The sequence below is a fragment of the Micromonospora acroterricola genome, assembly GCF_003172955.1.
In the GTDB taxonomy this organism is placed as follows: domain Bacteria; phylum Actinomycetota; class Actinomycetes; order Mycobacteriales; family Micromonosporaceae; genus Micromonospora; species Micromonospora acroterricola.
On sequence record NZ_QGKR01000124.1, the window covers coordinates 1 to 23658 of the forward strand.

At 73.1% G+C, this 23658-nt stretch carries 25 protein-coding genes, 1 tRNA gene and 1 other RNA gene; 7 read left to right on the top strand and 20 right to left on the bottom strand.

Annotated features, from left to right (window positions below):
- Positions 1 to 401, top strand: a 401-nt coding sequence (locus DKT68_RS04695; RefSeq protein WP_146218286.1) for an RICIN domain-containing protein, incomplete at its 5' end; no start/stop codon positions are given.
- A 10-nt stretch (positions 402 to 411) separates the two neighbouring features.
- On the opposite strand, the gene DKT68_RS04700 is transcribed toward DKT68_RS04695, so the two are convergent.
- Positions 412 to 1716, bottom strand: coding sequence for an MFS transporter (locus DKT68_RS04700; RefSeq protein ID WP_109816222.1), 1305 nt, complete (start codon positions 1714 to 1716; stop codon positions 412 to 414).
- A gap of 53 nt (positions 1717 to 1769) precedes the next feature.
- On the opposite strand from DKT68_RS04700, the gene DKT68_RS04705 reads away from it, so the two are divergent.
- Positions 1770 to 2777, top strand: a complete 1008-nt coding sequence (locus DKT68_RS04705; RefSeq protein WP_109816198.1) for a GlxA family transcriptional regulator — start codon at positions 1770 to 1772, stop codon at positions 2775 to 2777.
- Between the two features lie 283 nt (positions 2778 to 3060).
- Here DKT68_RS04705 and DKT68_RS04710 read toward each other — a convergent pair whose 3' ends face one another.
- From DKT68_RS04710 to DKT68_RS04745, 8 genes are all read right to left on the bottom strand, one after another.
- Entirely contained in the window at positions 3061 to 3522 is a 462-nt protein-coding gene (locus DKT68_RS04710) for a hypothetical protein (RefSeq protein WP_109816199.1), read from the bottom strand.
- A gap of 28 nt (positions 3523 to 3550) precedes the next feature.
- Positions 3551 to 5503 carry a vWA domain-containing protein gene (locus DKT68_RS04715; RefSeq protein ID WP_109816200.1) on the bottom strand — a complete coding sequence of 651 codons (1953 nt, stop codon included), beginning with the start codon at positions 5501 to 5503 and terminating at the stop codon, positions 3551 to 3553.
- Positions 5504 to 5505: 2 nt separating this feature from the next.
- Positions 5506 to 6966: a sigma 54-interacting transcriptional regulator gene (locus DKT68_RS04720; protein WP_109816201.1), complete on the bottom strand. Its 1461-nt coding sequence runs from the start codon at positions 6964 to 6966 to the stop codon at positions 5506 to 5508.
- A gap of 54 nt (positions 6967 to 7020) precedes the next feature.
- Entirely contained in the window at positions 7021 to 8097 is a 1077-nt protein-coding gene (locus tag DKT68_RS04725) for a hypothetical protein (RefSeq protein ID WP_109816202.1), read from the bottom strand.
- Positions 8098 to 8169: 72 nt separating this feature from the next.
- Positions 8170 to 8820 (bottom strand): response regulator transcription factor, encoded by a 651-nt coding sequence (locus tag DKT68_RS04730; protein WP_109816203.1) that lies wholly within the window; start codon positions 8818 to 8820, stop codon positions 8170 to 8172.
- Positions 8817 to 10061, bottom strand: a complete 1245-nt coding sequence (locus tag DKT68_RS04735) for a histidine kinase (protein WP_109816204.1) — start codon at positions 10059 to 10061, stop codon at positions 8817 to 8819. Before DKT68_RS04735 ends, DKT68_RS04730 begins: the two co-directional genes overlap by 4 nt.
- A 64-nt stretch (positions 10062 to 10125) precedes the next feature.
- The gene (locus tag DKT68_RS04740) at positions 10126 to 10623 is read right to left on the bottom strand and encodes a hemerythrin domain-containing protein (protein WP_109816205.1); all 498 of its coding nucleotides are present in this window, start codon (positions 10621 to 10623) and stop codon (positions 10126 to 10128) included.
- A 4-nt stretch (positions 10624 to 10627) separates the two neighbouring features.
- Positions 10628 to 11608, bottom strand: a complete 981-nt coding sequence (locus DKT68_RS04745; RefSeq protein ID WP_109816206.1) for an aldo/keto reductase — start codon at positions 11606 to 11608, stop codon at positions 10628 to 10630.
- Between the two features lie 70 nt (positions 11609 to 11678).
- On the opposite strand from DKT68_RS04745, the gene mgrA reads away from it, so the two are divergent.
- Positions 11679 to 12674, top strand: coding sequence for an L-glyceraldehyde 3-phosphate reductase (gene mgrA, locus DKT68_RS04750; protein ID WP_109816207.1), 996 nt, complete (start codon positions 11679 to 11681; stop codon positions 12672 to 12674).
- 27 nt (positions 12675 to 12701) lie between these two features.
- Here the strand turns inward: mgrA and DKT68_RS04755 are convergent, their stop codons facing one another.
- Positions 12702 to 13631: a lytic polysaccharide monooxygenase auxiliary activity family 9 protein gene (locus DKT68_RS04755; protein WP_109816208.1), complete on the bottom strand. Its 930-nt coding sequence runs from the start codon at positions 13629 to 13631 to the stop codon at positions 12702 to 12704.
- 18 nt (positions 13632 to 13649) lie between these two features.
- On the opposite strand from DKT68_RS04755, the gene DKT68_RS04760 reads away from it, so the two are divergent.
- Positions 13650 to 13781 (top strand): 50S ribosomal protein L36, encoded by a 132-nt coding sequence (locus DKT68_RS04760; protein WP_109816209.1) that lies wholly within the window; start codon positions 13650 to 13652, stop codon positions 13779 to 13781.
- A 91-nt stretch (positions 13782 to 13872) separates the two neighbouring features.
- Here the strand turns inward: DKT68_RS04760 and DKT68_RS04765 are convergent, their stop codons facing one another.
- Entirely contained in the window at positions 13873 to 14214 is a 342-nt protein-coding gene (locus DKT68_RS04765) for a VOC family protein (protein ID WP_109816210.1), read from the bottom strand.
- Positions 14215 to 14528: 314 nt separating this feature from the next.
- Here DKT68_RS04765 and DKT68_RS04770 point away from each other — a divergent pair, with 314 nt between their 5' ends.
- A complete protein-coding gene (locus DKT68_RS04770) occupies positions 14529 to 14789 on the top strand; it encodes a YciI family protein (RefSeq protein ID WP_109816223.1) in 261 nt (86 codons plus the stop codon).
- 117 nt (positions 14790 to 14906) lie between these two features.
- Here DKT68_RS04770 and DKT68_RS04775 read toward each other — a convergent pair.
- Together DKT68_RS04775 and DKT68_RS04780 are read right to left on the bottom strand one after the other, a co-directional pair.
- Positions 14907 to 14982 (bottom strand) — tRNA-Ala (locus tag DKT68_RS04775).
- Between the two features lie 110 nt (positions 14983 to 15092).
- Complete coding sequence (locus DKT68_RS04780; protein WP_109816211.1) at positions 15093 to 15683, bottom strand: YqgE/AlgH family protein; 591 nt, start codon at positions 15681 to 15683, stop codon at positions 15093 to 15095.
- Between the two features lie 172 nt (positions 15684 to 15855).
- Between DKT68_RS04780 and DKT68_RS04785 the strand changes: the two genes are divergently transcribed.
- Both DKT68_RS04785 and mdlC read left to right on the top strand, forming a co-directional pair.
- Complete coding sequence (locus DKT68_RS04785; protein ID WP_109816212.1) at positions 15856 to 16656, top strand: S-methyl-5'-thioadenosine phosphorylase; 801 nt, start codon at positions 15856 to 15858, stop codon at positions 16654 to 16656.
- 184 nt (positions 16657 to 16840) lie between these two features.
- Positions 16841 to 18436, top strand: a complete 1596-nt coding sequence (gene mdlC / locus DKT68_RS04790; protein WP_109816213.1) for a benzoylformate decarboxylase — start codon at positions 16841 to 16843, stop codon at positions 18434 to 18436.
- A gap of 20 nt (positions 18437 to 18456) precedes the next feature.
- Here mdlC and DKT68_RS04795 read toward each other — a convergent pair whose 3' ends face one another.
- The 7 genes from DKT68_RS04795 to ftsE all read right to left on the bottom strand — a co-directional run bounded on the left by DKT68_RS04795 (position 18457) and on the right by ftsE (position 23654).
- A complete protein-coding gene (locus tag DKT68_RS04795) occupies positions 18457 to 19410 on the bottom strand; it encodes a hypothetical protein (RefSeq protein WP_109816224.1) in 954 nt (317 codons plus the stop codon).
- 56 nt (positions 19411 to 19466) lie between these two features.
- Positions 19467 to 19982, bottom strand: coding sequence for a hypothetical protein (locus DKT68_RS04800; RefSeq protein WP_236646716.1), 516 nt, complete (start codon positions 19980 to 19982; stop codon positions 19467 to 19469).
- 133 nt (positions 19983 to 20115) lie between these two features.
- Complete coding sequence (locus tag DKT68_RS04805; protein ID WP_109816214.1) at positions 20116 to 20793, bottom strand: hypothetical protein; 678 nt, start codon at positions 20791 to 20793, stop codon at positions 20116 to 20118.
- A gap of 125 nt (positions 20794 to 20918) precedes the next feature.
- Positions 20919 to 21294, bottom strand: a transfer-messenger RNA (tmRNA) gene (gene ssrA / locus DKT68_RS04810).
- A gap of 105 nt (positions 21295 to 21399) precedes the next feature.
- Positions 21400 to 21879, bottom strand: coding sequence for an SsrA-binding protein SmpB (gene smpB, locus DKT68_RS04815; RefSeq protein WP_074319182.1), 480 nt, complete (start codon positions 21877 to 21879; stop codon positions 21400 to 21402).
- Positions 21880 to 22030: 151 nt separating this feature from the next.
- Positions 22031 to 22906, bottom strand: coding sequence for a permease-like cell division protein FtsX (gene ftsX / locus DKT68_RS04820; RefSeq protein ID WP_109816215.1), 876 nt, complete (start codon positions 22904 to 22906; stop codon positions 22031 to 22033).
- Positions 22907 to 22973: 67 nt separating this feature from the next.
- On the bottom strand, positions 22974 to 23654 hold the full coding sequence (gene ftsE / locus DKT68_RS04825) for a cell division ATP-binding protein FtsE (RefSeq protein WP_030331491.1): 681 nt from the start codon (positions 23652 to 23654) through the stop codon (positions 22974 to 22976).
- Between the last annotated feature and the right edge of the window lie 4 nt (positions 23655 to 23658).

Below are 23658 nucleotides of genomic sequence, written 5' to 3' on the forward strand. Positions count from 1 at the left end.
CCCGGGTGCTGCGGGCCGCCTCCGGGCTCTGCCTCGGGCTCGACGGCGACGACGAGGAGGCGCAGGCGCAGCTCGCGGCCTGCACCGGCGGCCCGGAGCAGCAGTGGGTGGTCAACCCGGCCGGCACGGACGTGGTGACGCTGACCAACGCCGCCCACGGGCAGTGCCTCGACGTCGAGGGCGGCAGCACGGACGACGGCGCGAAGGTGATGCAGTTCCCCTGCCACGGCCAGGCCAACCAGCAGTGGCGGCTGACCGCCACCGGCACCGGCCCGGTGCTGCTGGTCGCGGTGCACAGCGGCAGGTGCGCCCAGGCCGACGACGACGGCGCCGAGGCGGGCGACGAGGTCCGGCAGCGGGCCTGCGACGGCCGCCCCGCCCAGCAGTGGGCCCTCGGCTGACCGCCCGGTCTCAGCCCCGGAAGCTCCACGCCCGGGGCGCGGTCGCGGCGACCAGGACGGCCTCCGGCACTGGCCGGCCCGGCCGCCGACGCAGCAGCAACGACAGCCCGGCCGCGCCGATCGACAGGGCGCCGGCCACGTACCAGGCCATCGCGTAGTCGCCGAGCCGGTCCCGGACCAGCCCCGCGCCGGTCGCGGCGATCGCCGCGCCGAACTGGTGGGCGGCGAACACCCAGCCGAACACCACCGCGCCGGCGGTGCCGAAGTACTCCCGGCACAGCGCCACGGTCGGCGGCACGGTAGCCACCCAGTCCAGGCCGTAGAAGATGATGAACACCAGCATGCTGGGCTTCGCGGTGCCGGCGAACAGACTCGGCAGCAGCAGCAGGGACGCTCCGCGCAGCGCGTAGTAGGCGCCGAGCAGCAACCGGCTGTCCACCCGGTCGGTCAGCCAGCCGGAGGCGATCGTGCCGACGATGTCGAACAGTCCGACCAGGGCGAGCAGCCCGGCGGCGGTGGTCTCGGGCATGCCGTGGTCGTGCGCGGCCGGCACGAAGTGCGTACCCACGAGGCCGTTGGTGGTCGCGCCGCAGATGGCGAACCCGGCGGCCAGCAGCCAGAACGGTCGGGTCCGGGCCGCGGTGGCGAGCGCGCCCAGCGCGCGGCTCGCCGCGCCGCCGGTCGGCGTCGGCGCCGCGACGACCTCGGTCGCGCCGTAGGCGGGCAGGTCGAGATCCGCCGGGTGCTCGCGCAGCAGCCACACCACCAGAGGTACGACCGCCAGCGCGGCTCCGGCCACGACGAGTGCCGCCGTGCGCCAGCCGTGGTCGCGCACCAGCACGGCGATCAGCGGCAGGAAGACCAGCTGCCCGGCCGCCCCGCCGGCGGTCAGCACGCCGGTGACCAGGCCCCGCCGCCGGACGAACCAGCGCCCGGTGACGGTGGCCACGAAGGCCAGCGCCATCGAGCCGGTGCCCAGCCCGACGAGCACGCCCCAGCAGAGCAGCAGTTGCCAGCTGGCGGTCATGAAGACCGTCAGCCCGCTGCCCGCGGCGACCAGCAGCAGCGCCACCGAGACGACCCGGCGGATGCCGAACCGGTCCATCAGCGCGGCGGCGAACGGCGCGGTGAGCCCGTAGAGGAGCAGGTTGACCGAGACGGCAGCGGAGATGGTGGCCAGCGGCCAGCCGAACTCCTCGTGCAGCGGGTGCAGCAGCACCGAGGGGGTGGCGCGGAAGCCGGCCGCGCCGACCAGCGCCACGAAGGCGACGGCGGCGACCAGCCAGGCGGGGTGCAGACGGCGGTTCTTTCTCACGCCGACCAGTCTGGGCGGCGTCGCCAGCACCGACGAGTGGCCGGAAAGCCATCATGCGCAATAATCGGGCCATGAGCGTACGCCCGCACCGGATCGCCGTGCTCGCCCTCGACCACGTGGTCGGCCTCGACCTCGGCACCCCGTCCCAGGTCTTCAGCACCGCCCGGAGTTCCGCCGGGGCGTCCTTCTACGACGTGCGCGTCTGCACCCCGGGCGGTCGGCCGGTCCGCAGCACCGCCGGCTTCCAGGTGCACCCCGACCACGGGCTGGACCTGCTCGACACCGCCGACACCGTGATCGTCCCGGGCATCCACGACGGCACCGCCCTGACCTCGGGCTCTCTCGAGCCGGAGGTGGCCGAGGCGCTGCGCTCGGCGTACCGGCGGGGCGCCCGGGTGATGTCGATCTGCACCGGGGCGTTCGTGCTGGCCGCCGCCGGGCTGCTCGACGGGCGCCGGGCCACCACCCACTGGGCGTACGCGGAGCGGTTCCGCCGGCTGCACGACCGGGTGGACCTCGACCCGGGGGTGCTCTTCATCGCCGACGACCGGGTGCTGACCTCGGCCGGGGTGGCGGCCGGCATCGACCTCTGCCTGCACGTCATCCGCCTCGACCACGGCAGCGAGGTGGCCAATCGGGCCGCCCGCCGCTGCGTGATGCCGCCCTGGCGAGACGGCGGGCAGGCACAGTACATCGAGCAACCGGTGCCGAAGGCCACCGACACCAGCACCGCGGGCGCGCGGGAGTGGGCCCGGCAGCGGCTGCATGAGCCGATCGCCCTGCGGGACCTGGCCGAACAGGCCCGGATGAGCGTCCGCACCTTCACCCGGCGCTTCCGGTCGGAGACCGGGCTGAGCCCGGCGCAGTGGCTGCTGCAACAGCGCACCGACCACGCCCGCCTGCTGCTGGAGACGACCGACCTCACCGTCGACCAGGTCGCCCACCGCAGCGGCTTCGGCACCACCGCCGCCCTGCGCCAGCAACTCCGGCAGCGCATCGGCGTCGCCCCCTCCACCTACCGCCGCACCTTCCACCCCCGGGCGGAGCTGATCGGCAGCTGATCCGTCGCCGCTGCCCGCCGGCCCGGCCCCGGGCGGACGGTCCCGCCCGCTGTTCGCTCGACCTGACCGGACCGGCCCTCACGGACACGGCTGGCCCGGTCAGCCCCGGAGCGGACGCGGCTGGGCCGGTCACGCCCGCGCGGACGCGGCTGAGCCGGTCCGGCCCGGGCGGGGGGGATTACTGCCGCGAGCGTGATACCTGTGAGGCATATTGATGACTCACAGGTATCGCACTCACCAGACCGAGGTGCTCGACGCCGAACGGCTGCCGCTGATCGACGGCTCAGGTGCGGAGCATGTGAAGTTGGGCCTGGTGCTTGGGAAGGTGGACGCGAGCGTGCAGGTCGAGGGTGCGCGACCAGGGCAGCCGCTCGTCGACGATGAGGTCGAAGCCCTCCCGCAGGTGCGTCTCGACCGGGGTGTCCGCCGCGAGGCCGAGGTGGTCGACCAGCCCGCAGAGCCGATCGCTGGTGCCGTGCAGCAGCGCGACCAGACCGCGCAGGCCACCCTGCTCGGCGACCAGAGCGTCGAGCTGCGGACGGTGGATGTCGTCCAGGTCGTAGTAGGCGAACGTCGACCCGGCCAGCAACGCCTCCGTCGCCTGGATCATCAACTCGTCGTTGGCGACCAGGTGCGCCACGATCTGCTCGGCAGTGAGCTGACCCTCCGGCGGCGGCCCGAACCCCGCCCCGTCGATCTCGGCGAAGACCCCGCCGTACGCCTGCCGCAGCCCTCCACTCTCCACACCCCCAGTCAACCCCGCCGGGCGGGGGTTAGCGGTGGGATTGGCGGGAGCGGAGGTAGTCGCTGACCACGTACTCGCCCAGGTCGTCGGTGTCCGGGGTGAACATCCGGCCCCGGCTGCGCCGGGCCACCGCGTCGACGAAGCGGCGCAGGCCAGGGTCGTCGCCGAGCATGAACAGGTTGAGGGTGGCGCCGTAGCGGCTGAGCCGGTCCACCTCGCGGACCGTCGCCTCGATCGTCTCGGGCAGCGGCGGCCAGTGGAACAGCGCCTCCCCGCCGTCCGGGTCGAGGTGGGCCGTCGGCTCGCCGTCGGTGACCACCAGCACGACCGGCTCCGCGTCCGGGTGCCGGCGCAGGTGCCGACCGGCCAGCCGCAGCGCGTGCTGGAGGTTCGTGCCCTGCTCCATGTCCGGTTCCACGGCGGCCAGCTCCTGCTGGGTGAGCGTCATCGCCTCCCGGCCGAAGCCGACGATCTGCAGGGCGTCCTGCGGGAAACGCGTCTCCATCAGGTGCGCCAACGCCAGTGCGGTCTGCTTCATCGGCCCCCAGCGCCCCTGGGAGATCATCGAGTAGGAGAGGTCGACGCAGAGCACGACGGCCGCCGACGCCCGCTTCTCGGTCTCCACCACCTCGAAGTCGTCCACCGAGAGCTGCACGGGAACGCTCGGGCCGGCCCGGCTCACCGCCCGGGTCAACGTCCGGACCACGTCCAACGGCTGCTCGTCGCCGTACCGCCAGGGTCGGGACGCGCCACTGACCTCGCCGGCGGCGCCCGCCGACCGCAGGTCGTGCTGGCCGCGCGGCCCGGCGGTCAGCTCGGCGAAGACCCTCCGCAGCGCGGTCCCGCCGAGCCGGCGCAGCGCCTTCGGGCTCAGCGTCAGCCCCTCCGCGTCCCGGCTCACCCAGCCCTGCCGGCGGAGCTCCCGCTCCAACTCGCGCAGCCGGCGGACGTCGTCCGCGGCGTCCCGGCCCAGCGTCCGGGCCACCGCCTCGACGTCCACGTCGTCCAGGGTGGCACCGGGGTGGTCCTGGTCGAGCTGGTCCAGCAGGTCGTCCAACTCGCCGATCTCGCCCAACGCGCCGGCCGCTTCGGCGTACCCCAGCGGCTGCTCGCCCCGGACCCGCTCGCCGCGCCCCCACCGCAGGTCCGGCCGCAGCGCCCGCAGGTTCGCGTCGAGCGCCGACAGCTCCCCGGCGAGACGGTCGCCAAGCGACTGCCGCATCAGCCCGGCCAGCTCGGCGCGCTGCCGGTCGGAGAGCGAGTTCATCAGCCGCTCACCGGCCGCCGAGCGGCGAGCCAGCACGTCGATCAACTCGTCGACGGTCTCCGGCCGCTCCGGGAAGAAATCGCCGTGCCGGCGCATGAACTCGGCGAACGCGTCGGTGGTGTCCTCCGCGCGGCCATGCCGGGCCAGCAGGTCGTTCAGGTCCCGCATCATCTCGGCGAGCCGCTGCTGGACGGCCGGATCGGCGGACGCGCGGACCGCGTCGCGCAGCCCGGCGAAGCGCTGACCGAGGACGTCGTCGCGAAGCTGGTCGAGGATCTGCTGGTACGACCGGCGGGCGTCCTCGCTGGCCCACTGGTAACCGGCCAGCTCCTCCACCGCCCGCGCCGTCGAGCGGGGCAGGTTGTCCAGCACCGCCTCGGCGAACCGCGCCGCGTCGTCGTCGCGACCCCGCAGCTCGTCCCGCTCCGCGGCGAGCGCCTGGTCGAGCAGGGCCTGTGCCCGCGTCACCGCGCCGTCCAGGTCGCCCCGGCGCAGCGCCTCCCGGCGCAGGCGCCGGGCACGGGCGGCCAGGTCGTCCAGCCCGCCACGCCCCTGCGGGCCACGGCGCAGCAGGTCGCGCAGCGCCTCCCGCAGGCTGCCGCCGGCCAGCACCTCGGCGCCGACCGCGTCCACCGCCTCGCGCACGTCGTACGGGGGCGCGAGCGGGTCGGGGCCGCCGCGCCACTGCCCGTACCGGAACCGGTTGCCGGCCACGGTCAGCCCCTGCCGCCGTAGACGGTGCGCCCGGAGTCGGTGACGTCCTTGCCGAGCCGGCGGGTCAGGTGCAGCCCCTCCAGCACGAACTCGACACCGGCGGCCGCCTCCTCCGGGATGGGCGCGTCGCCCAACCCGAGCCGGTCCAGCACCTTGGCCAGGCCGGGCACGGTACCGACCTGGCGCAGCAGCTCGGCGGCGCCGACCAGCTCGCCGGTCTCGATGGCCGCGCCGTCCTCGACGAGGTTGGTGAAGCCGGACAGGTCCAGCCCGGCCAGGCGGGCCCGGAACGTCTCGGCGGTCGCGGTCCGCAGCAGGTGGGCCAGGATCTCGATCTCCCGCCCCTCCTCGCCGCTCTCGAACTCGACCTTGCCGCGCAGCGTGCTGGTCACCGACACCGCGTCGCCGACCCGGGCAACGGCGGCCTCGGGGCGTCCCTCGGGGGTGCCGGCGGCGGCGAGCAGCCCGGCGCGACGCAGCGCGGCGCCGGCCACCGTCTCGGCGGCGGCGATGGCGAACCGGGCGGAGACGCCCGAGCGCGGGTCCACCGACGGCGACTCGCGGACCGCGCGGGCGAACCGGGCCAGGACCTCCAGGACGTGCTCCGGCACCTCGGCGACCAGGTCGGCCTCCTGCCGGATCAGCTCCAGCTCCAACTCCAGGTCGACCGGGTAGTGGGTGCGGATCTCCGCGCCGAAGCGGTCCTTGAGCGGGGTGATGATCCGGCCCCGGTTGGTGTAGTCCTCCGGGTTGGCGCTGGCCACCAGGAGCAGGTCCAGTGGCAGCCGCAGCTGGTAGCCGCGGACCTGGATGTCGCGCTCCTCGAGCACGTTGAGCAGCGCCACCTGGATCCGCTCGGCCAGGTCGGGCAGCTCGTTGACGGCGAAGATGCCCCGGTTGGTGCGGGGCACCAACCCGAAGTGGATGGTCTCCGGGTCGCCGAGGCTGCGGCCCTGGGCGATCCGGATCGGGTCGACGTCACCGATCAGGTCGCCGACGCTCGTGTCCGGGGTGGCCAGCTTCTCGCCGTAGCGCATCGAGCGGTGCAGCCAGCCGACCGGCTGGTCGTCGCCGGCCTCGGCCACCTGGGCGCGGGACGCCGGGGTGAGCGGGTGCATCGGGTGCTCGTTGAGCACCGAGCCGGGAATGACGGGGGTCCACTCGTCGAGCAGCGCGCCGAGGGAGCGGATCAGGCGGGTCTTGCCCTGGCCCCGCTCGCCCAGCAGCACCATGTCGTGGCCGGCGAGCAGCGCCCGCTCAACCTCGGGCAGCACGGTGTCGTCGTAGCCGACGATGCCGGGGAAACGGGCCTCGCCGGACCGCATCCGGGCGAGAAGGTTGTCGCGGAGTTCCTGCTTGACGGTGCGGTACTGGTGACCGGCCGCCCGTAGCGCGCCGAGCGTGCCGGGGAGGTCGGCCGGTGGAACCGGGATTACCGGGGTGGGCGCAGTCACCCGACCCACGCTAGCTCACATTCGCGGGGGCGCCCCGGCTTCGGGGGGCACCCCCGCTCCCCCTCAGCCCCGACCGCAACGCCGGCAGACGCCGCGACGGCGCAGGTGGTAGGCGTACGTCGCGGTGCCGAGCGCCACGCCCCAGAACGGCCAGAGCAGCATCGGCGCCCCGGTCAGGCTGAACCCGTGGGTGAGCTGCCAGAACTCGGGGTTGCTGAGCAGCCCGAGGGTGGCCGCCGTCACCGCGACGGCGACCAGGGTGGCCGGCACCACGGCCAGCTTCACCGGCACCCGGCGGCCGGCCAGCCCGGGCATCCAGCGCGGGAACCGCTCGCCCCACCGCTGCACCAACCCGAGGGTGAGGATCGCGCCGACCGTGGCGAACGCCCCCAGCCCGAACCCGGCCCACACGAGGCCGGTCTCCCGCATCTCCGCGAGGAAGTCCCGGGAGATGCCGAGCGGGATGCCGGCCGCCCAGGCGAACCGGGTCAGCGCGTACGCCAGCGGAATGGCGGCGGCGATGCCGGCGGCCCACCGACCCCAGCGCGTGGCGGCGGCCGGGGTGGTCCAGCCTCGATCCCTGTCGTCCCGGCCGCAACCGCCGCACGCGCCGGCGGTACGGCGCTGCCAGGCGAGCACCGCCCCGGCGAGCAGCAGCCCGCCCACGAGCGCGGCGAACCGGGCGAACAGCGCCCAGGTGAAGATTTCGGCGTAGTCGACCGGTGGCCAGCCGAACGGCGCCCCGATGATCAGCATCGGCAGGTAGCCGAGGATGACCAGCAGCCGGGCGTCCGGCACGACCACGGTAAGCACGAACGCCACCGCCCAGCCGTAGCCGGCGAGCAGCGCCCGCAGCGCGCCGGGCGGGCGTACCGCCGAGCGGCTCATCGCCAGGGCCGTCACCGCGGCCGTCAGCAGCACGCCGGCGAACAGCGGCGTGGCCAGCTCCACCGGCACCAGGCGCAGCAGGTTGGCATCGCCGCCGTGCGGGTCGTTCGCGCCGAACGGGTAGCCGGCGCCGGTGAGCGTGGCGAGCAGGGCGAGGACGCCCCAGAGGCCGAGCCAGCCGGCGGCCAGCGGGGCGAGCCGGTCGGGCCAGCGGGAGTCCGGGCGGGATCGGGAAGGAGTGATCGTCGTCATGGCCTCAGCCTCGGCCAGTGGGCGGCGGGAAACCTCCCGCGCGGTGGCGAAGCGGCTCCCCCGCAGGGGGGATCAACCGGTGGGGACCACGAAACCGGACTCGTAGGCGGCGATCACCGCCTGGGTCCGGTCGCGTACGCCCAGCTTCGCCAGCACGTTGCCGACGTGCGTCTTCACCGTCTCCAGCCCGACCACGAGGTGCGCGGCGATCTCCGGGTTGGATCGGCCGGTGGCGATCAGGCGCAGCACCTCGGCCTCCCGCTCGGTGAGCCGGGCAGCGGCCAACCGGTCGCCGCCGGCCCGCCCGTACGCCCCGACCAGCTGGCGGATCGCGGCCGGGAACAGCAGCGACTCCCCCGCCGCGACCACCCGGACCGCCTCGACCACCTCGGCGGGCCGGGCCCGTTTGAGCAGGAAACCGGAGGCGCCGGCGCGCAGCGCCTCGTAGACATACTCGTCGTTGGCGAAGGTGGTGACCACCAGCACCCGGGGCGGGTCGGCGGAGGTGGCCAGCAGGTGCCGGGTGGCCTGGATGCCGTCGATGCCGGGCATCCGCACGTCCATCAGCACGACGTCCGGCCGGTGGCGGGCGACCAGCGGCGGCACCTCGGCGCCGTCGGCGGCCTCGGCGAGCACGCGCAGGTCGGGCTGGGCATCGATGATGGCCCGCAGCCCGACCCGGATCAGCTCGTCGTCGTCGACGATCAGCACGCCGGTGGTCATCGTGTCCCCTCGTACGGCAGGCGGGCCCGAATCAGCCACCGGTCGCCGTCCGGGCCCACGGTGAGCCGACCGCCCAGCAGCAGCACCCGCTCCCGCATCCCGTCCAGGCCCCGACCGCCCCGGCCCGGGTCGGCACGGCCCACGCGAGCCATCGTGTTGACCAGTTCCAGCTCCAGCGCGTCCGGGTGCAGATCGAGCCGCAGCGTCACCGGTCCGTGGCCGTACCGGGCAGCGTTGGTCAATCCTTCCTGGACGATCCGGTAGCCCTCGCGGGAGACGGCCGCGGGCACCCCCGCCGGGTCGCCCGCGCGGTGCGCGTCGACCGCCAGCCCGGTCGCCCGAGCGTCGGTGACCAGCCGGTCCAGGTCGGCGAGGGTACGCTGCGGCGCCACCGCGGGCCGCTCGCCGCCGGTCTCCCGGAGCAGCCCGAGCACGTGGTCCAACTCGTCCATCGCGGTCCGCCCGGCGTCCTCGATCGCGGTGAGCGCCCGCCGGACGAACTCCGGGTCGCTGTCGAGTACCTCGCGGGCGGCCCCGGCCTGGAGGGTGGCCACCGTCAGCGCGTGGCCGACCGAGTCGTGCAGTTCCCGGGCCAGGCGGTTGCGTTCGGCGAGCCGGGTGGCCTGCGCCTCCAGGGCGGCGATCCGCTCCGCCGGGGCCGGGCCGAGCAGCACCGGCGCCATCGATCCGGCGAGCGCGCCGAGCCCGGCGACGACGTAGCCGAGGCCGGCCAGCAGGAGCACCCCGGTCAGCGTCAGCCAGCCGGTGTCCCGGCCGTCGAGTGGCCCGAACCGTTCCCGGCTGGTCAGCTCGGCACCGATGCCGAACTGCTGGGCGATGAACGCCAACGCCATCGGTACGGCGGTGAACAGGGCGATCATCACCAGAGCGCCGATGGTGAGGTGGGTGGCGATCCAGAGCGCGCTGCGCAGCCGGGTGTCCCGGTCGCCGCGGTGCCCCGGTGCTGGTTCGGGCAGGTCGACGCCGAGCAGCGCCCGCACGGCGGCGATCTCCAGCGCCCGGCTGCCGTCCAGGAACAGCGGCACCACGGCGATCAGCACCGCGATCACCAGCAGGGCGTACACCAGCGGGCCGGGGATCTCCGAGTCGGCGAGCAGTTGGGCGAAGGCCACCGCGAGCAGCCCGTACGGCAGCGCCAGCACCCCACCCAGCAGCAGGAACACGCCGCGCCGCCAGGTGCTGCCGGCGACCAGCGGGGCCAGAGCCGCTCGGGGGGTCACCCCGTCATTCTGCTGCCGGGGGCGGCCTCTGCGACTCCCCCGTGCCGGGGATATCGAGGCGCGATCAGCGGTGGTCGGCCACGTACCGCTGCGGGTCCTTGTCGCGGAAGGGCAGGTCGCGGCCGTTCTTGTGCTCGCCGTAGAAGGTCAGCCAGCGTTGGCCCAGCTCGGCGCGCAGTTCGGTGCTCGCGTGCCGGCGGAAGTCGGGCAGCGCCTCGTCCTCCTCCTCGGCCAGGTGCTCGCTGTTCTCCCGGCGGGCCGTGCCGACCGCCGCCCACCAGCGTTCCGAGCCGACGGGGTGCAGCTTCGCCTCGGCGATGGCGTCCCGGATCTTGTTGTGGTCGCCGATCGCGTCGGCGGTCTCGTCCTCGCCGTCGTCGCCGTGCTTCACCAGGTGCGGGTAGAGGATCGCCTCCTCCGCCTCGGCGTGGATGTCCAGGTGCAGCGCCAGGGCCTCCCAGATGGCCAGCAACTCCTGCTCGTTCCGGGCGTCGTCGAGGCGGGCGAAGCCACGCCGGAAGGCGGTGTGGTCGTCCAGGATCAGTGCGGTGATGTCGTCCATGTGCTCACTTTTCCGTCGGGCCGCTGAACCGGGCGCGCAGCATCCGGGGCATCGCGGCGAGGCCCGTGACCGGGCGGAACCGTTTGGCGGCGTCGGCCAGCGCGGCGTACTCGTCGTCGGTGAGGTCGATGTCGGCCGCGGCGGCGTTGCGCTCCATCTGCTCCACTCCGGACGCGCCGGGGATGGCCAGCACGTTCGGGTGGCGCAGCAGGTAGGCCAGTGCGATCTGGCTGGGGGTCGCGTCGTGCGCGTCGGCGACCTGGCGCAGCGTGTCGATCAGGTTGGCGCCCCGCTCCAGGTTCTCCGGCAGGAAGTACGGGTTGGTCCGCCGGACCGCGCCGCTCGGCGGGTGCTTCGCGTCGTAGCGGCCGGAGAGGAAGCCCTGGGCCAGCGGGCTGTACGCGATGACCACCCGGCCGGCCTGCCGCGCGTACGGCAGCAGGTCCTGCTCGGGCGCACGGTCCAGCATGCTGTAGCGCACCTGGTTGCTGAGCACCCGCCGGCCGAGCGCCGCCTCGGCGACCTGCCAGCGGCGCAGCCCGTAGTTGCTCACCCCGACCTCGCCGACCAGCCCGACGTCCTGCAACGCCCGCATGCCCCGCATGGTGCTGTGGTCGGCGACCAGCGGGTGGGGCTGGTGCACCTGGTAGAGGTCGAGGGAGGTGACGCCGAGCCGGGCAGCGGAGGCGACCGCCCGCTGCTGCACCACCGGCGCCAACGGCAGGACCGGGAAGATCTTGCTGGCGATCACCACCTTGGGCCGGTCGTCGCCGAGCGCCGCGCCGAGGATCCGCTCGCTGCGCCCGAAGCCGTAGACCTCGGCGGTGTCGAAGACGGTCACGCCCAGTTCCAGGGCCCGCCGGACGATCTGCGCCGCCTGGCGTTCGAACTCCGCGCCGTAGCCCCACTCCCGGGAGCCGAACTGCCAGGTGCCCAACCCGATCTTGGACAGCGGTTTGGGGGTGTCGAGCGCGATGAGACGCATGGTCTCGAAACTACCCCGTTGTCCTGGTTCACACGCCCGATCCCGGCCACCCCGGACCGGAGCTAGGCTCATGATCGTGACCTATCTCGCCGCGGATGACCGCTACGACACCATGACCTATCGGCGCAGCGGACGCAGTGGCCTGCGGCTGCCCGCCATCTCCCTCGGCCTGTGGCACAACTTCGGCCCGGACCGCCCGTTCGAGCGGCAGCGCGACATCGTCCGGCGCGCCTTCGACCTGGGTGTCACCCACTTCGACCTGGCCAACAACTACGGCCCGCCGCCCGGCGCGGCGGAGGAGAACTTCGGCCGGCTGCTCGCCACCGACCTCAAGCCGTACCGGGACGAGCTCGTCATCTCCAGCAAGGCCGGCTACCTCATGTGGCCCGGCCCGTACGGCGAGTGGGGGTCGCGCAAGTACCTGATCTCCTCCCTGGACCAGTCCCTGAGCCGGATGGGGCTGGACTACGTCGACATCTTCTACTCGCACCGGTTCGACCCGGACACTCCGCTGGAGGAGACGATGGGCGCGCTGGACGCCATCGTCCGCTCCGGCAAGGCGCAGTACGTCGGCATCTCCAACTACAACTCCGAGCAGAGCGCCCGCGCCGCCGCGATCCTGCGCGAGCTGGGCACCCCGCTGCTGATCAACCAGCCGTCGTACTCGATGCTCAACCGCTGGACCGAGTCCGACGGCCTGCTCGACACGCTGGAGGAGGTCGGCGCCGGCTGCATCGCGTACAGCCCGCTGGCCCAGGGCCTGCTGACCGACCGCTACCTCGCCGGCATCCCCGCCGACTCGCGGGTGCGCACCAGCGTCTTCCTCAACGAGAGCGACCTCAGCGAGGAGAAGATGGCCACCATCCGGGGGCTGGGCGCGGTCGCCGAGCGGCGCGGCCAGTCGCTGGCCCAGCTCGCGCTGGCGTGGGCGCTGCGCGACCCGCGGATGACCAGCCTGATCATCGGGGCGAGCAGCGTCGAGCAGCTGGAGACGAACATCGCCGCGCTGGCCAACCTCGACTTCACCGCCGAGGAGCTGGCCGAGATCGACCGGCACCTGGGCTGAGCACCGCCGGGCCACCGGCGGGCCGGGTCACCAGATTCGGCGCCGCCCGGCCCGGTGGTTGCGCACCCCGCACTGCCGGCCGACCGGTGCGCCGACGCCGCGACGCCGGCGACCGGCGGTCACCAGCAACGCCAGGACCAGCACCGTGGCCACGCCGGCCAGCATCGGCCACCGGTCGCCGAGGTCGGTGACCGACGCCACCGGCACGCCCGGGTCGGCCGCCGCCGCCACCGCCGGGTCGGTGGCGGCCGGCCGGCTCGCGGCGGTACGCGGAGCAGCCTGCGCGCCCTTCGTCGCGGCGGCCGGCCGCGGGGTGCCGGTCGCCGTGCCGCCGCGCGTCGGGCGGAACACCACGTCGGAGCAGGAGTAGTAGGTGTCCGGGGTGTTGGAGTTCTGCCAGATCGTGTAGATCAGGTGCCGGCCGTCGCGGCCCCCCGGCAGCCGGCCCGGCATCTGGTACGCCCCGGCCCGCACCGGCGGGTCGGTCACCGTCAGGAACGGGCGCGACTCCAGATCGGCCCAGGTCAGCGGCGATCGCGGGTCGTAGCCGGTCCGGGTGACGTAGAGCCGGAACGTGCCCCGGTGCGCGATCGTGGTCCGGTACCGGAAGGTGAACCGGGAGCCGGCCGTCAGCTCGGTGCTCGGCCAGTCCGTCCGCGGCAGGTCCAGCCCCCGGTACGCGGAGAGCCCGCCACTGCACAGCTCGCCGTCCGGGATCCGCTCCCGGTCCCGACCGTTGATCGCAGCCACCCGGACGTTGTCCCACTCGCGAACGGCCGCGCCCGCCTCGACCGCCGCCCGGCAGGCGCTGGTGGCCGCGTACCGGCCCTCGGGCCCGCAGGCCGCCGCCCGGCTGATCGGGCTGGTCGGGGCGCCGTGCGCGGCGGCGGGCATGGCGGCCAGCGGCACGGTCGCGACAGCGACCAGCACGGCGGCGAGCACTCGGCGCACGGTCATGGTGGGACCTCCCGCGCAGTGGTACGGGCGCGGGACGGCAAAGGTTCGACCGCGCTGAAGCAGAAGCCGGGTTCGGTGGTGGTCCGCCGGCACGGCAAGGTGTTCGTGGTGAACCGCGCGAACCCGCAGTGGAAGAGCCGTCAGGGCTGATCCCGCCCCTGACCGGACATACAGTCGAAAACGCCCCGACCGGAGGTCTCCGGCCGGGGCGTTTCGCTTGCGCGGGCGCACCTGGATAGTTTCAGGCCGGCCCGCCGCCTATGCCGATCTCGTTGCCGTCCGGGTCGCGGAAGATGGCCTTACGGACGCCGTTGTCGTAGGTCTCCCGCTCGGCGGGCTCCAGCCCACGCCCGGCGATCTGGGCGAGGCGGGCGTCGAAGTCGTCGACGAAGATGGCCTGCATGGCATGCCCGGCATGATCGGGCCGCACCTCGATGTACACGTATCGGTGCTCGGCCAGCTCCCACACCGCTTCGGTGTCGTTCGGCAGGAACGACGGCGGGGCGCCCAGGAGTCGCTCGCACCAGGCCGCGGCGGCGGCGTAGTCGCGGACGGGAAGGCCCGCGAACAGATCTACGGTCATGAGTCCCATGCTAGGGGCCCGGCCACAAGAGATCAGGATGACAAACGGCGCGTTGACCTCAAGTTCGGTTCAGCTATCAAGATCCGCCGGTAACCACGACACTGCCGCGCACGTCGGCTCAGGGCGCCTCCACGACTGCCGGCACGGGATATCTGGCCGGCCTGTTCATCTATGCTCTGGGATCAGGCCAACGCACATACCTCGTGCCCGTGCCGGACCCGTCGATGGCCCCTGCCGTGGCGGCGGACCTACTGACCGCCTCCGCCACATGCCTGCGTGGCAGTGGCGACCCGAAATCCGAAGAGGAGGAACCGTTGTTCGTCTTGGAGCTGTCCTTCGGCGACGACCCCGACCGGCTCGCCGCCCGACCGGCGCACCGGGAGCGTCTCCAAGCCCTGCACAAGGAGGGCCGGCTGGCCATGGCCGGGCCATTCTCCGACGACTCCGGCGCGCTACTGGTCTTCGACGTCCCGGACGCCGAGGCGTTCGCCGCGATCCTCGACGACGACCCCTACTACCGCACCCCTGGAGTGACGATCGTCAGCCAGCGCGAGTGGTCACCGATCGTGCGCTAGGCCCCCCGGCTGGATCGCCGAGGTGGGCGCACCGCAGTCCCACCGAAACGACAACGCTCCCGACCGAAACGGACGGGAGCATCGAAGAAGAACCACCATTTCGCACAATCGTGCGATTGGTGGAGCCGAGGGGACTCGAACCCCTGACCCCCACACTGCCAGTGTGGTGCGCTACCAGCTGCGCCACGGCCCCTTGCTGTTGTCCCGGTTGCCCGGGCACTGGGAAACTATACACATCCCAGCCGGCATGGTCATCTCGCGGGTCCCCCGCCGGGCGACCCCCGAGGCTCCCGCCAGGCCGCGTCAGTTGAGCGCCACGTCCGGCGGGAAATGGGCGACGGCGGCCATCATCCCGCCCTGCCGGCGCAGCACCATCGGCCAGAGGTCGTCCGGCCGGTCGACGAAGGCGTCGCCGGGCAGCGCGTCCAGCAGAAACCAGGAGCCGTCGGCGATCTCCTGCTCCAACTGCCCGCTGCCCCACCCGGAGTAGCCGGCGAAGACCCGGATGCCGCCGATGCTCTCCCGCAGCCGCTCCGGGTCGACCGAGAGGTCGATCGTGCCGACCGCACCGGAGACCTGGTGGAAGCCCTTGACCCGGCGCAGCGGGTGCCGCATCCGGGCCAGGCAGATGGCCGAGTCGGGCTGCACGGGGCCGCCCTCGAAGAGCACCGCCGGGTGGCGGGCCAGGTCGCTCCAGTCGCCGAGGACCTCGGCGACCGGCACCTCGGTGGCCCGGTTCAGCACCACGCCGAGTGCGCCGCCTGCCTCGTGGGCGACCAGTAGCACCACGGTACGGTCGAAGTTCGGGTCCTTGAGCGCCGGAGTCGCGACCAGCAGCCGCCCGGTCATCGACTCCATCGCCCGTCCGCCGATCGCCTGGCCCTCTCCCTGCATCTCACACACCCGTCAACCGTGAGCCCAGGCCGGGGATCCGTCATCCACCGGATCCGCACGGTGCACCAGGTTCAGCCGCGCTGTCAACGCCATGCCTGGCACCATAGCCTGCGTCCCGGGTGCTGGCTAAGGTCTGACGGGCGGGTGATCGGACAGTTAAGACGGAGGGTCGATGGCACCGACGGCGGACCTCGCGGTGATCGGCGGCTCGGGCCTGTACGCCCTCCTCGACGGCACCACCCACGAGCTGGACACCCCGTACGGCCCACCGTCGGACGCGGTGACCATCGCCGCCGTGGCCGGGCGGCGGGTCGCGTTCCTGCCCCGGCACGGCCGTGACCACCGGTACCCGCCGCACCTGATCCCCTACCGCGCCAACCTCTGGGCGCTGCGCTCCCTCGGCGTACGCCAGGTGCTCGCCCCGTGTGCGGTCGGGGGGCTCCGCCCGGAGCTGGGCCCGGGCACGTTCGTGGTGCCGGACCAACTGATCGACCGGACCAGCGGCCGGGCGCAGACCTACTACGACCGGGGCGCGGTGCACGTGCCGTTCGCCGACCCGTACTGCCCGAACGGTCGGCGGGCGCTGCTCAGGGCCGCCGCACAGCGGGACGTCACGGCCGTGGACGGCGGAACGGTGGTGGTGGTGGAGGGCCCGCGGTTCTCCACCCGGGCGGAGTCCCGCTGGTTCGCCTCGATCGGCGGCATGGTGGTCAACATGACCGGTCACCCGGAGGCGGTGCTCGCCCGGGAGCTCGCCCTCTGTTACTCCTCGATCGCGTTGATCACCGACCTGGACGCCGGGTTGCGGGGCGGCGAGTCGGTGACCCAGGACGAGGTGTTCCGGGTCTTCGCGGCGAACACCGACCGGCTGCGGGACGTGCTGATCGACGCGCTGGCCGCGTTGCCCGGCGCGCGGGACTGCGCCTGCGGCCGGGCGCTGGACGGCATCACCCTGCCCTTCCCGCTGCCCTGAGACGGGCACGTGCCCGGCCTGTCGGGCGCGGGCGGCGCGATGTCGGCGGGGTCGGTGGTCGGATAGGTGACCGACGCTCGGAAACGCCCGAAAGGTCCGTCCCATCCCGATAGATTCGGCTGGTCGGGAGGGCGAGCGACCGCTGTCGTCCCTGCGCGCACCGCGACACGGGAGGCAGGTGGCGATGGCAACGGTCCGGGACGCGACGTACGACGTGCTCCGCGCCCTCGGCATGACCACCGTCTTCGGCAACCCCGGCTCCACCGAGGAGCCGTTCCTGCGGGACTTCCCGGCCGACTTCCACTACGTCCACGCCCTGCAGGAGGCGACGGCGGTCGCGATGGCCGACGGCTACGCCCAGGCCACCGGCACGCCCGCGCACGTCAACCTGCACACCGGCCCGGGCACCGGCAACGGCATGGGCAACATGGTCACCGCCTGGCACAACAAGACCCCGCTGATCGTCACCGCGGGCCAGCAGACCCGGGAGATGCTGCTGCTCGAACCCCGGCTGACCAACCGCCGGGCCGTCGAGCTTCCCCAGCCGTACGTCAAGTGGGCCTACGAGCCCGTCCGGGCGCAGGACATCCCGGCGGCGCTGCTGCGGGCGTACGCGACCGCGGTGCAGCCACCGGCCGGGCCGGTCTTCCTCTCCCTGCCGATGGACGACTGGGGCCAGCCCGCCGATCCACCACCCGCGCCGCGAACGGTCGCCACCCGGTTCGCGCCGGACCCCCAGCGGTTGGACGAGTTCGCCCGGGTGCTGGCCGGCAGCCGTGACCCGGTCCTGGTGTTCGGGCCCGGGGTCGACCGGTCCGGGAGCTGGTCGACCGCGGTCGCGCTGGCCGAGCGACTCGCCGCACCGGTCTGGTCGGCGCCCGCACCGGAGCGGGCCGTGTTCCCGGAGGACCACCCGCAGTTTCGCGGGGTGCTGCCGTTCGCGATCGGACCTCTGGCCGAGGCGCTGAGCGGGCACGACACCGTGCTGGTGGTCGGCGCCCCCGTCTTCCGCTACTACCCGTACGTGCCGGGCGACCATCTGCCCGACGGCGCCCGGCTGCTGCACGTCACGGACGACCCGGACGAGGCCGCCCGCGCCCCGGTCGGGGACAGCCTGCTCGGCGACCCCGGGCTGACGCTGGCCGCGCTGCTCGAACTGGTGCCGCCGGCCAACCGGCCGCCACCGGCGCCCCGGGCGGTCCCGGCGCCGCCGGAGGTCGGCACGCCGCTGAGCGCCGACGCCCTGTTCGCCGCGCTGGCCGCGCACTGGCCCGCGGACGGGGTGCTGGTCCAGGAGTCACCGTCCAACCTGTCCGCACTGCGCCGCCGGCTGCGGATCGGCCGCCCGGCGTCGTACTTCACGATGGCCAGCGGCGGTCTCGGCTACGGCCTGCCGGCCGCGGTCGGGGTGGCGCTGGCCGAGCGGGACACCGGGCGCGGCCGGCCGGTGGTGGCAGTGGTCGGCGACGGCTCGTTCCACTACTCGGTGCAGGCGCTGTGGACCGCCGCCCGGCTGTCACTGCCGGTGGTGGTGGTCGTCCCGGTCAACCAGCAGTACGCGATCCTCAAGGCGTTCGCCGAGCTGAAGGAGACGCCCGGGGTGCCCGGGCTGGACCTGCCGGGGCTGGACATCACGGCCATCGCGGCCGGCTACGGCTGCGCCACGCAGGTGGTGGAGAACCCGGACCAGCTTGGCGAGGCACTCGCCGCCGGGCTGCGCGCGGACCGTCCCACCGTGCTGCCGGTGCCGATCAGCACCGACGTGCCCAGCATCCTCTGATCCCCGGGCTCCTCATCCGGTCAGCGCGGGGCGATCGACAGCGGGGTGCCGGTGGAGACGTCCAGCACCGGCCGGGCGCCCAGCGGTGCGGCCAGGGTGACGGTGACCGGTTCCAGCTTGAGCTGGTCCGTGCAGACACCGGTGGACCGGGTCACCCCGCCGCCGACCACCACCGCGTCCGACCGTTCCAGAACGAGCGGGGTGATCCCCGTGTCGCAGGCGCCGACGCCGAGTCGGACGGTCAGCCGCGCCCCGTCCACCGCCGTAAGGTCCTGAGCGGACACCAGCCCGTCCGGCAGGGGCCGCGCGGGCGCGGTGGGCTCGGGCACCGGGGTGACCGCCGCCTGCGCGACGGCCAGCCGGGCCACCGGGGTGGCCAACTCCTCGACGGTGAACAGCCAGGCTGGGACCTGCGCCTCGCCCCGGCTGGTACGCACCGGCACGGTGCCGAACGTGACGCCGGTGACGGTCAGCGGCAGGCAGGCGGTCTGCGGGGCGCTGCTGACCGGGCCGTCCGGGCCGGGCTCGACGGTGGGGCCGGGGCTCGGCAGTCCGGGCCGCTTCGGGCGCCCCGGGCAGGGCAGCGGGTCACCCTGGTCGAGCTGCTGGTACGCCTCGGCCGCGCTGACCAACGGCAGGGTCAGCCGGCCGTCCGGGAAGCGGATCTCCCCGCCGACCCGGGTGGGCGGGATGGCGACCTGCTCCCGGTACCAGCCGGCCCGGAACGCCTCCTCGGTCTCCGGCGTGAAGCGCGGGTCGCCGGTCAGCACGGTCGGCCCCTGCAACGGGACGTAGCCGGTACGCCAGGCGGGGCCGGGCCGCCACGCCTCGGCGACCTCGGCGGCCCGCTGGTCGAACGTCTCCCAGCGGTGCGCTGGGGCGGTAGGGCCGTCCGCCGGCTCGGTGCCGGTCGGGGCGCACCCGGCCGCGAGCACCAGCAGGGGCGGACCGAGCAGCAGGACGAGTCGACGCATGCCGGTTCGACGCGCCTGCCGGCCCCCCGGTTCCCGGGCGGCCGTCGGGCCCACGCTCAGGTCTCGCCACCCAGATCCGTCTGGTACGCCTGCCAGAGCAGGTCCGCGCCGCGCCGCCGGTGCCGGGCCAGCGTCCGCAGCAGGTGCGCGGCGCGGTGGCGCAGCTCGTCGAGGTTGGCGTCGGGCTTCTCGGCGACCCGTTGCACGGCCAGGATCGCCGCGCCGATCGCGGTGTGCTCGCGGGTGAGCAGCCGCACCCGGTGGTCGAGGCGCGGTGCGTGGGTGAGCAGTTCCCGGTAGAGCCCGGCGGGCCCCTCGGTGACCTGGACGTGCTCGGCGAAGCCCTTCCCGACCGGGTCCAGCCGCAGCAGCACCCGTTCGCGCCAGCACGGCTCGGTCGCCGGGACGGCGACGGCACGGGCGAACGCGTGCAGGTCACCGGCGAGCCCGGCCGGGCGCGGGGCACCGGGCAATCCGGTGCGGTACGGCTCGGCGGGGAGACCGGCCGGATGCGGGCGCGCGGCGGACGGCCGGGCGACGAGTGACGGTTGCTGGACCGGACCGGTGACCATGGGCACCTCCCGCGCTTGCGCTGCTACCGCATACCGCGATGGTGAACCCGGCCCGTCCGCTTTGTCCAGAGCCTCCGGTCGCCTCATCTACCCCAGCAGACGCAGAAGCCTCGCAGGCCCCAGGGGTATCCGCTCAGCCGCCGAGCCGGTGCTCGGCGAGGCGGCGCAGCTCGCCGGCGACGGCGTGCGCGTCGCCGTCACGGCCGTCGGTGGGACGTCCGGCGGTGATCGCGTCGGCCAGCGCCCGCAGCTCGGACGGGGGCAGGGTGGGCAGCCCCATGCCGCGCAGCGGGATGGTGACCCGCCGCCCGCTGTCGCGGTCGGTGGCCACGATGGCCGGTGCCTGGTGCCCCCGCGCCCGCGGGTTGTCGTCCTCCACCTCGCGGGCCACCATGCTGCCGTCGATCCGGGCGGTGGCGAGGTCGACGGTGCGGCTGCCGAACGCGCCGCGCACCCGCGCCCGCGTGCCCTCCAGCCAGGCGGCGGTGCGCAGCACACGCAGCACCAGGTAGACGCCGAGCAGGACGAACGGCAGCCCGCACAGCCCGGCGAGCAGGCCGGTCCCGGACTGGTCCCCGCCGCCGGAGTCCCGCAACGCGGGCGGCAGCATCCCCGGCGGCAGGTCCCGGGCCTCCTCATAGGAGGCGAACCCGTCACCCGGGCCGGTCAGCTGGCGCAGAAGCCCACCGGCGACCAGGGGCAGCACCACGAACGCCGCACCGACCGCGGCGAGGAGGACGCCGGCCAGCACCGAGACGGTGCGCTGGCCGGGTGACGCGCCGACCGACAGGCGCAGTTCCTCGTTCGTCACAGTCGGCAGCGTAGGCGAGCCGCGCCGGCGGACCGGTCGTGGCATCCGGGGTGCGGAGGCCGCCACCGCAGGCCCGGATACGACGATGCGCCCCGGCCGGTGGGCCGGGGCGCATCGCTTCGAGATGGTGGAGGTGCCGGGAATCGAACCCGGGTCCTTCGCCGGTTTGTCAGGGCTTCTCCGAGCGCAGCTCGCTGTGCCTCTACTCGGCCCCACCGCTCACGCGAGCAAGTTGGTGTGACGGGCCCAGTCGCTGATTAATCTCGCCGCACGGACCCCGCGACCGGGTCCGATTGGCCAGCCTCCTAGCTGATGCCGGCTACTGGGACGAAGGCGTTCCCAGGCCGACAGACTTAGCTACTCGCCTCAGGCGGCGAGAGCGAAGTCAGCGCGATTGTTCTTGGCGCTTATAAGTTTCCGACGACCGATTCTCGAGACGACGTCGGCTTCCTCGGCTCGCTTCCCCTGTCGCTGCGTACGAAGTCGAAACCAGTCACCCCCTCGACGGGCCACCGATGTTGGCGGCACTGACAAGCCTAACGCCTGCCGCAACGGGTTTCATCCCGAGCCCCGGGCCAACTCGCCGACCCGGACAAACGGGACGAATTAGTCGTCCATTCCCTTGCCCCGTCGGCCGCTGACCCGGGCGATCTCCCGGTCCGCGTCCCGCTTGGCGAGGTCCTGGCGCTTGTCGTACGACTTCTTGCCCTTGGCCAGGGCGATCTCCACCTTGGCCCAGCCGTCGGAGAAGTAGACCTGCAACGGGACCATGGTCAGGCCCCCCTCGCGGGTCTTGCCGATCAGCCGGTCGATCTCCCCACGGTTGAGCAGCAGCTTGCGGGTACGCCGGGGCTCGTGGTTGGTCCAGGTGCCCTGCGTGTACTCCGGGATGTGCATCGCGTGCAGGTACAACTCGCCGTTGCGCTCCTGCGCGAACGCGTCCACCAGCGACGCCCGCCCGGCCCGCAGCGACTTGACCTCGGTGCCGGTCAGCGCCATACCCGCCTCGTACGTGTCGAGGATCGAGTAGTCGTGGCGCGCCTTCTTGTTGGAGGCGACCACCTTGCGCCCCTTTTCCCGTGGCATCGGCGCCACCCCCTCTCCTGCGCGTCCGCCACCCGGGGTCACCCCGGCCGGACAACCGATCATGCTACCTGAATGACAAGGACCCTCCCGCGCCGTTTATTTCCGGCAGCGGGAGGGTCCCCGGGAGACGACGGGACGACCCGTACGGTGCCTAGACCCGCAGGTAGAAGCGGAGGGTGGTCCAGGCGGTGGCGGCGCTGATCAGGCCACCGACGCCGGCCATCAGCGGGAAGATGAACATGATGTCGCCCCAGCTGATCGGCGAGAGCAGGCCCTCCAACGCCTTGAGCGACCCGTCGAAGAGCAGATACTTCGCGGCGATCAGGGCCACCAGGCCGAGCAGCGAGCCGATCAGGCCGGCCACCACCGCCTCCAGCACGAACGGCGCCTGGATGAACCAGTTCGACGCGCCGACCAGCTTCATGACCGCCACCTCACGCCGCTTGCTGTACGCGGCCACCTGAATGGTGTTGGCGACCAGCAGCAGGGCGGCGACGGCCATCACGATGGCGGCGGCCAGGGCGATGTTCTGGATCGCGGTGAGGATGTTGAAGATCTTGTCCAGTAGTCGGCTCTGGTCGACGATCTCGTCGACGCCCTCGGTGTCCTTGTACTGGTCGTAGATGTTCTTGTACTGCTCCGGGTTGTTCAGCTTGATCCGGAAGGACGGCGGAAGGCTGTCCTCCTTGACGGCGCTGATCAGATCCGGCGCGTCCTGGAACATCTCCTGGAACCGCTTGTACGCCTCGGCCTTGTCGACGTAGATGACCTCGCTGACCAGCGGGTCGGCCTTGAGCTTCGCGTCCATCTGGTCGCGCTGCTCGTCGGTGACGTCAGTCTGGAGGAAGATCGAGACTTGGATGTTCTTGTAGTAGAGGTCCTTCATGTCGTCGACCTGGCGGTACATGAGACCGCTGGCGCCGAGCATGGTCAACGAGACCGCCATCGTGATGATCATCGCGATGGTCATGGTCACGTTGCGCCACAGTCCGACCAGTACCTCGGACAGGACGTATTTCACGCGCATCGGGGGTTCCTCCGGGTCTCCGGCATGAGGTGTTCGTCGTCAGGCTGCGCAGGGGCGGAGCGCCCGCTCACCCGTAGACGCCGCGGGCCTGGTCACGGACGATGCGACCGCTCTCGATCTCTACGACGCGGCGGCGCATCTGGTTCACGATGTTGGAGTCGTGGGTGACCATCACGACGGTCGTGCCGGTGCGGTTGATCCGGTCCAGCAGACGCATGATCTCGATCGAGGTGTCCGGGTCCAGGTTTCCCGTGGGCTCGTCCGCCAGCAGGATCAGCGGACGGTTCACGAACGCCCGGGCGACGGCGACCCGCTGCTGCTCACCACCGGAGAGCTCATGCGGGTAGCGGTGCTCCTTGCCACCGAGCCCGACCAGCTCCAGCACCTCCGGCACGACCCGGCGGGCAACCGCCTTGGTCTTGCCGATCACCTCGAGGGCGAACGCCACGTTCTCGTACGCGGTGCGGTTCGGCAGCAGCCGGAAGTCCTGGAAGACGCAACCGATCGAGCGCCGGAAGTGGGGTCGCTTCCAGGAGCGCATCGAGGTGACGTCCTTGCCGTTGACGACGACGCGCCCCTTGTTGGGAGCGACCTCGTGCAGCAGCATCTTGATGATCGTGGACTTGCCGGAGCCGGATGGACCGATGAAGAAGACGAACTCGCCCTTCTCGATCGAGACGGACACGTTGTCGAGCGAAGGCCGGGACGCCTTCGGGTACGTCTTCGTCACTTGCTCAAGCTGAATCACGGGT

Coding starts and splice junctions, on each gene's coding strand:
- smpB (WP_074319182.1), bottom strand. CDS start 21,879: ATGCCACGGGAAAAGGGGCGCAAGGTGGTCGCCTCCAACAAGAAGGCG.
- DKT68_RS04730 (WP_109816203.1), bottom strand. CDS start 8,820: ATGACCACCGGCGTGCTGATCGTCGACGACGACGAGCTGATCCGGGTC.
- mgrA (WP_109816207.1), top strand. CDS start 11,679: ATGATCGTGACCTATCTCGCCGCGGATGACCGCTACGACACCATGACC.
- DKT68_RS04755 (WP_109816208.1), bottom strand. CDS start 13,631: ATGACCGTGCGCCGAGTGCTCGCCGCCGTGCTGGTCGCTGTCGCGACC.
- DKT68_RS04795 (WP_109816224.1), bottom strand. CDS start 19,410: ATGCGTCGACTCGTCCTGCTGCTCGGTCCGCCCCTGCTGGTGCTCGCG.
- DKT68_RS04800 (WP_236646716.1), bottom strand. CDS start 19,982: ATGGTCACCGGTCCGGTCCAGCAACCGTCACTCGTCGCCCGGCCGTCC.
- DKT68_RS04725 (WP_109816202.1), bottom strand. CDS start 8,097: ATGACGACGATCACTCCTTCCCGATCCCGCCCGGACTCCCGCTGGCCC.
- DKT68_RS04705 (WP_109816198.1), top strand. CDS start 1,770: ATGCGCAATAATCGGGCCATGAGCGTACGCCCGCACCGGATCGCCGTG.
- DKT68_RS04785 (WP_109816212.1), top strand. CDS start 15,856: ATGGCACCGACGGCGGACCTCGCGGTGATCGGCGGCTCGGGCCTGTAC.
- DKT68_RS04745 (WP_109816206.1), bottom strand. CDS start 11,608: ATGCGTCTCATCGCGCTCGACACCCCCAAACCGCTGTCCAAGATCGGG.
- DKT68_RS04740 (WP_109816205.1), bottom strand. CDS start 10,623: ATGGACGACATCACCGCACTGATCCTGGACGACCACACCGCCTTCCGG.
- DKT68_RS04765 (WP_109816210.1), bottom strand. CDS start 14,214: ATGACCGTAGATCTGTTCGCGGGCCTTCCCGTCCGCGACTACGCCGCC.
- DKT68_RS04780 (WP_109816211.1), bottom strand. CDS start 15,683: ATGCAGGGAGAGGGCCAGGCGATCGGCGGACGGGCGATGGAGTCGATG.
- mdlC (WP_109816213.1), top strand. CDS start 16,841: ATGGCAACGGTCCGGGACGCGACGTACGACGTGCTCCGCGCCCTCGGC.
- ftsX (WP_109816215.1), bottom strand. CDS start 22,906: ATGCGCGTGAAATACGTCCTGTCCGAGGTACTGGTCGGACTGTGGCGC.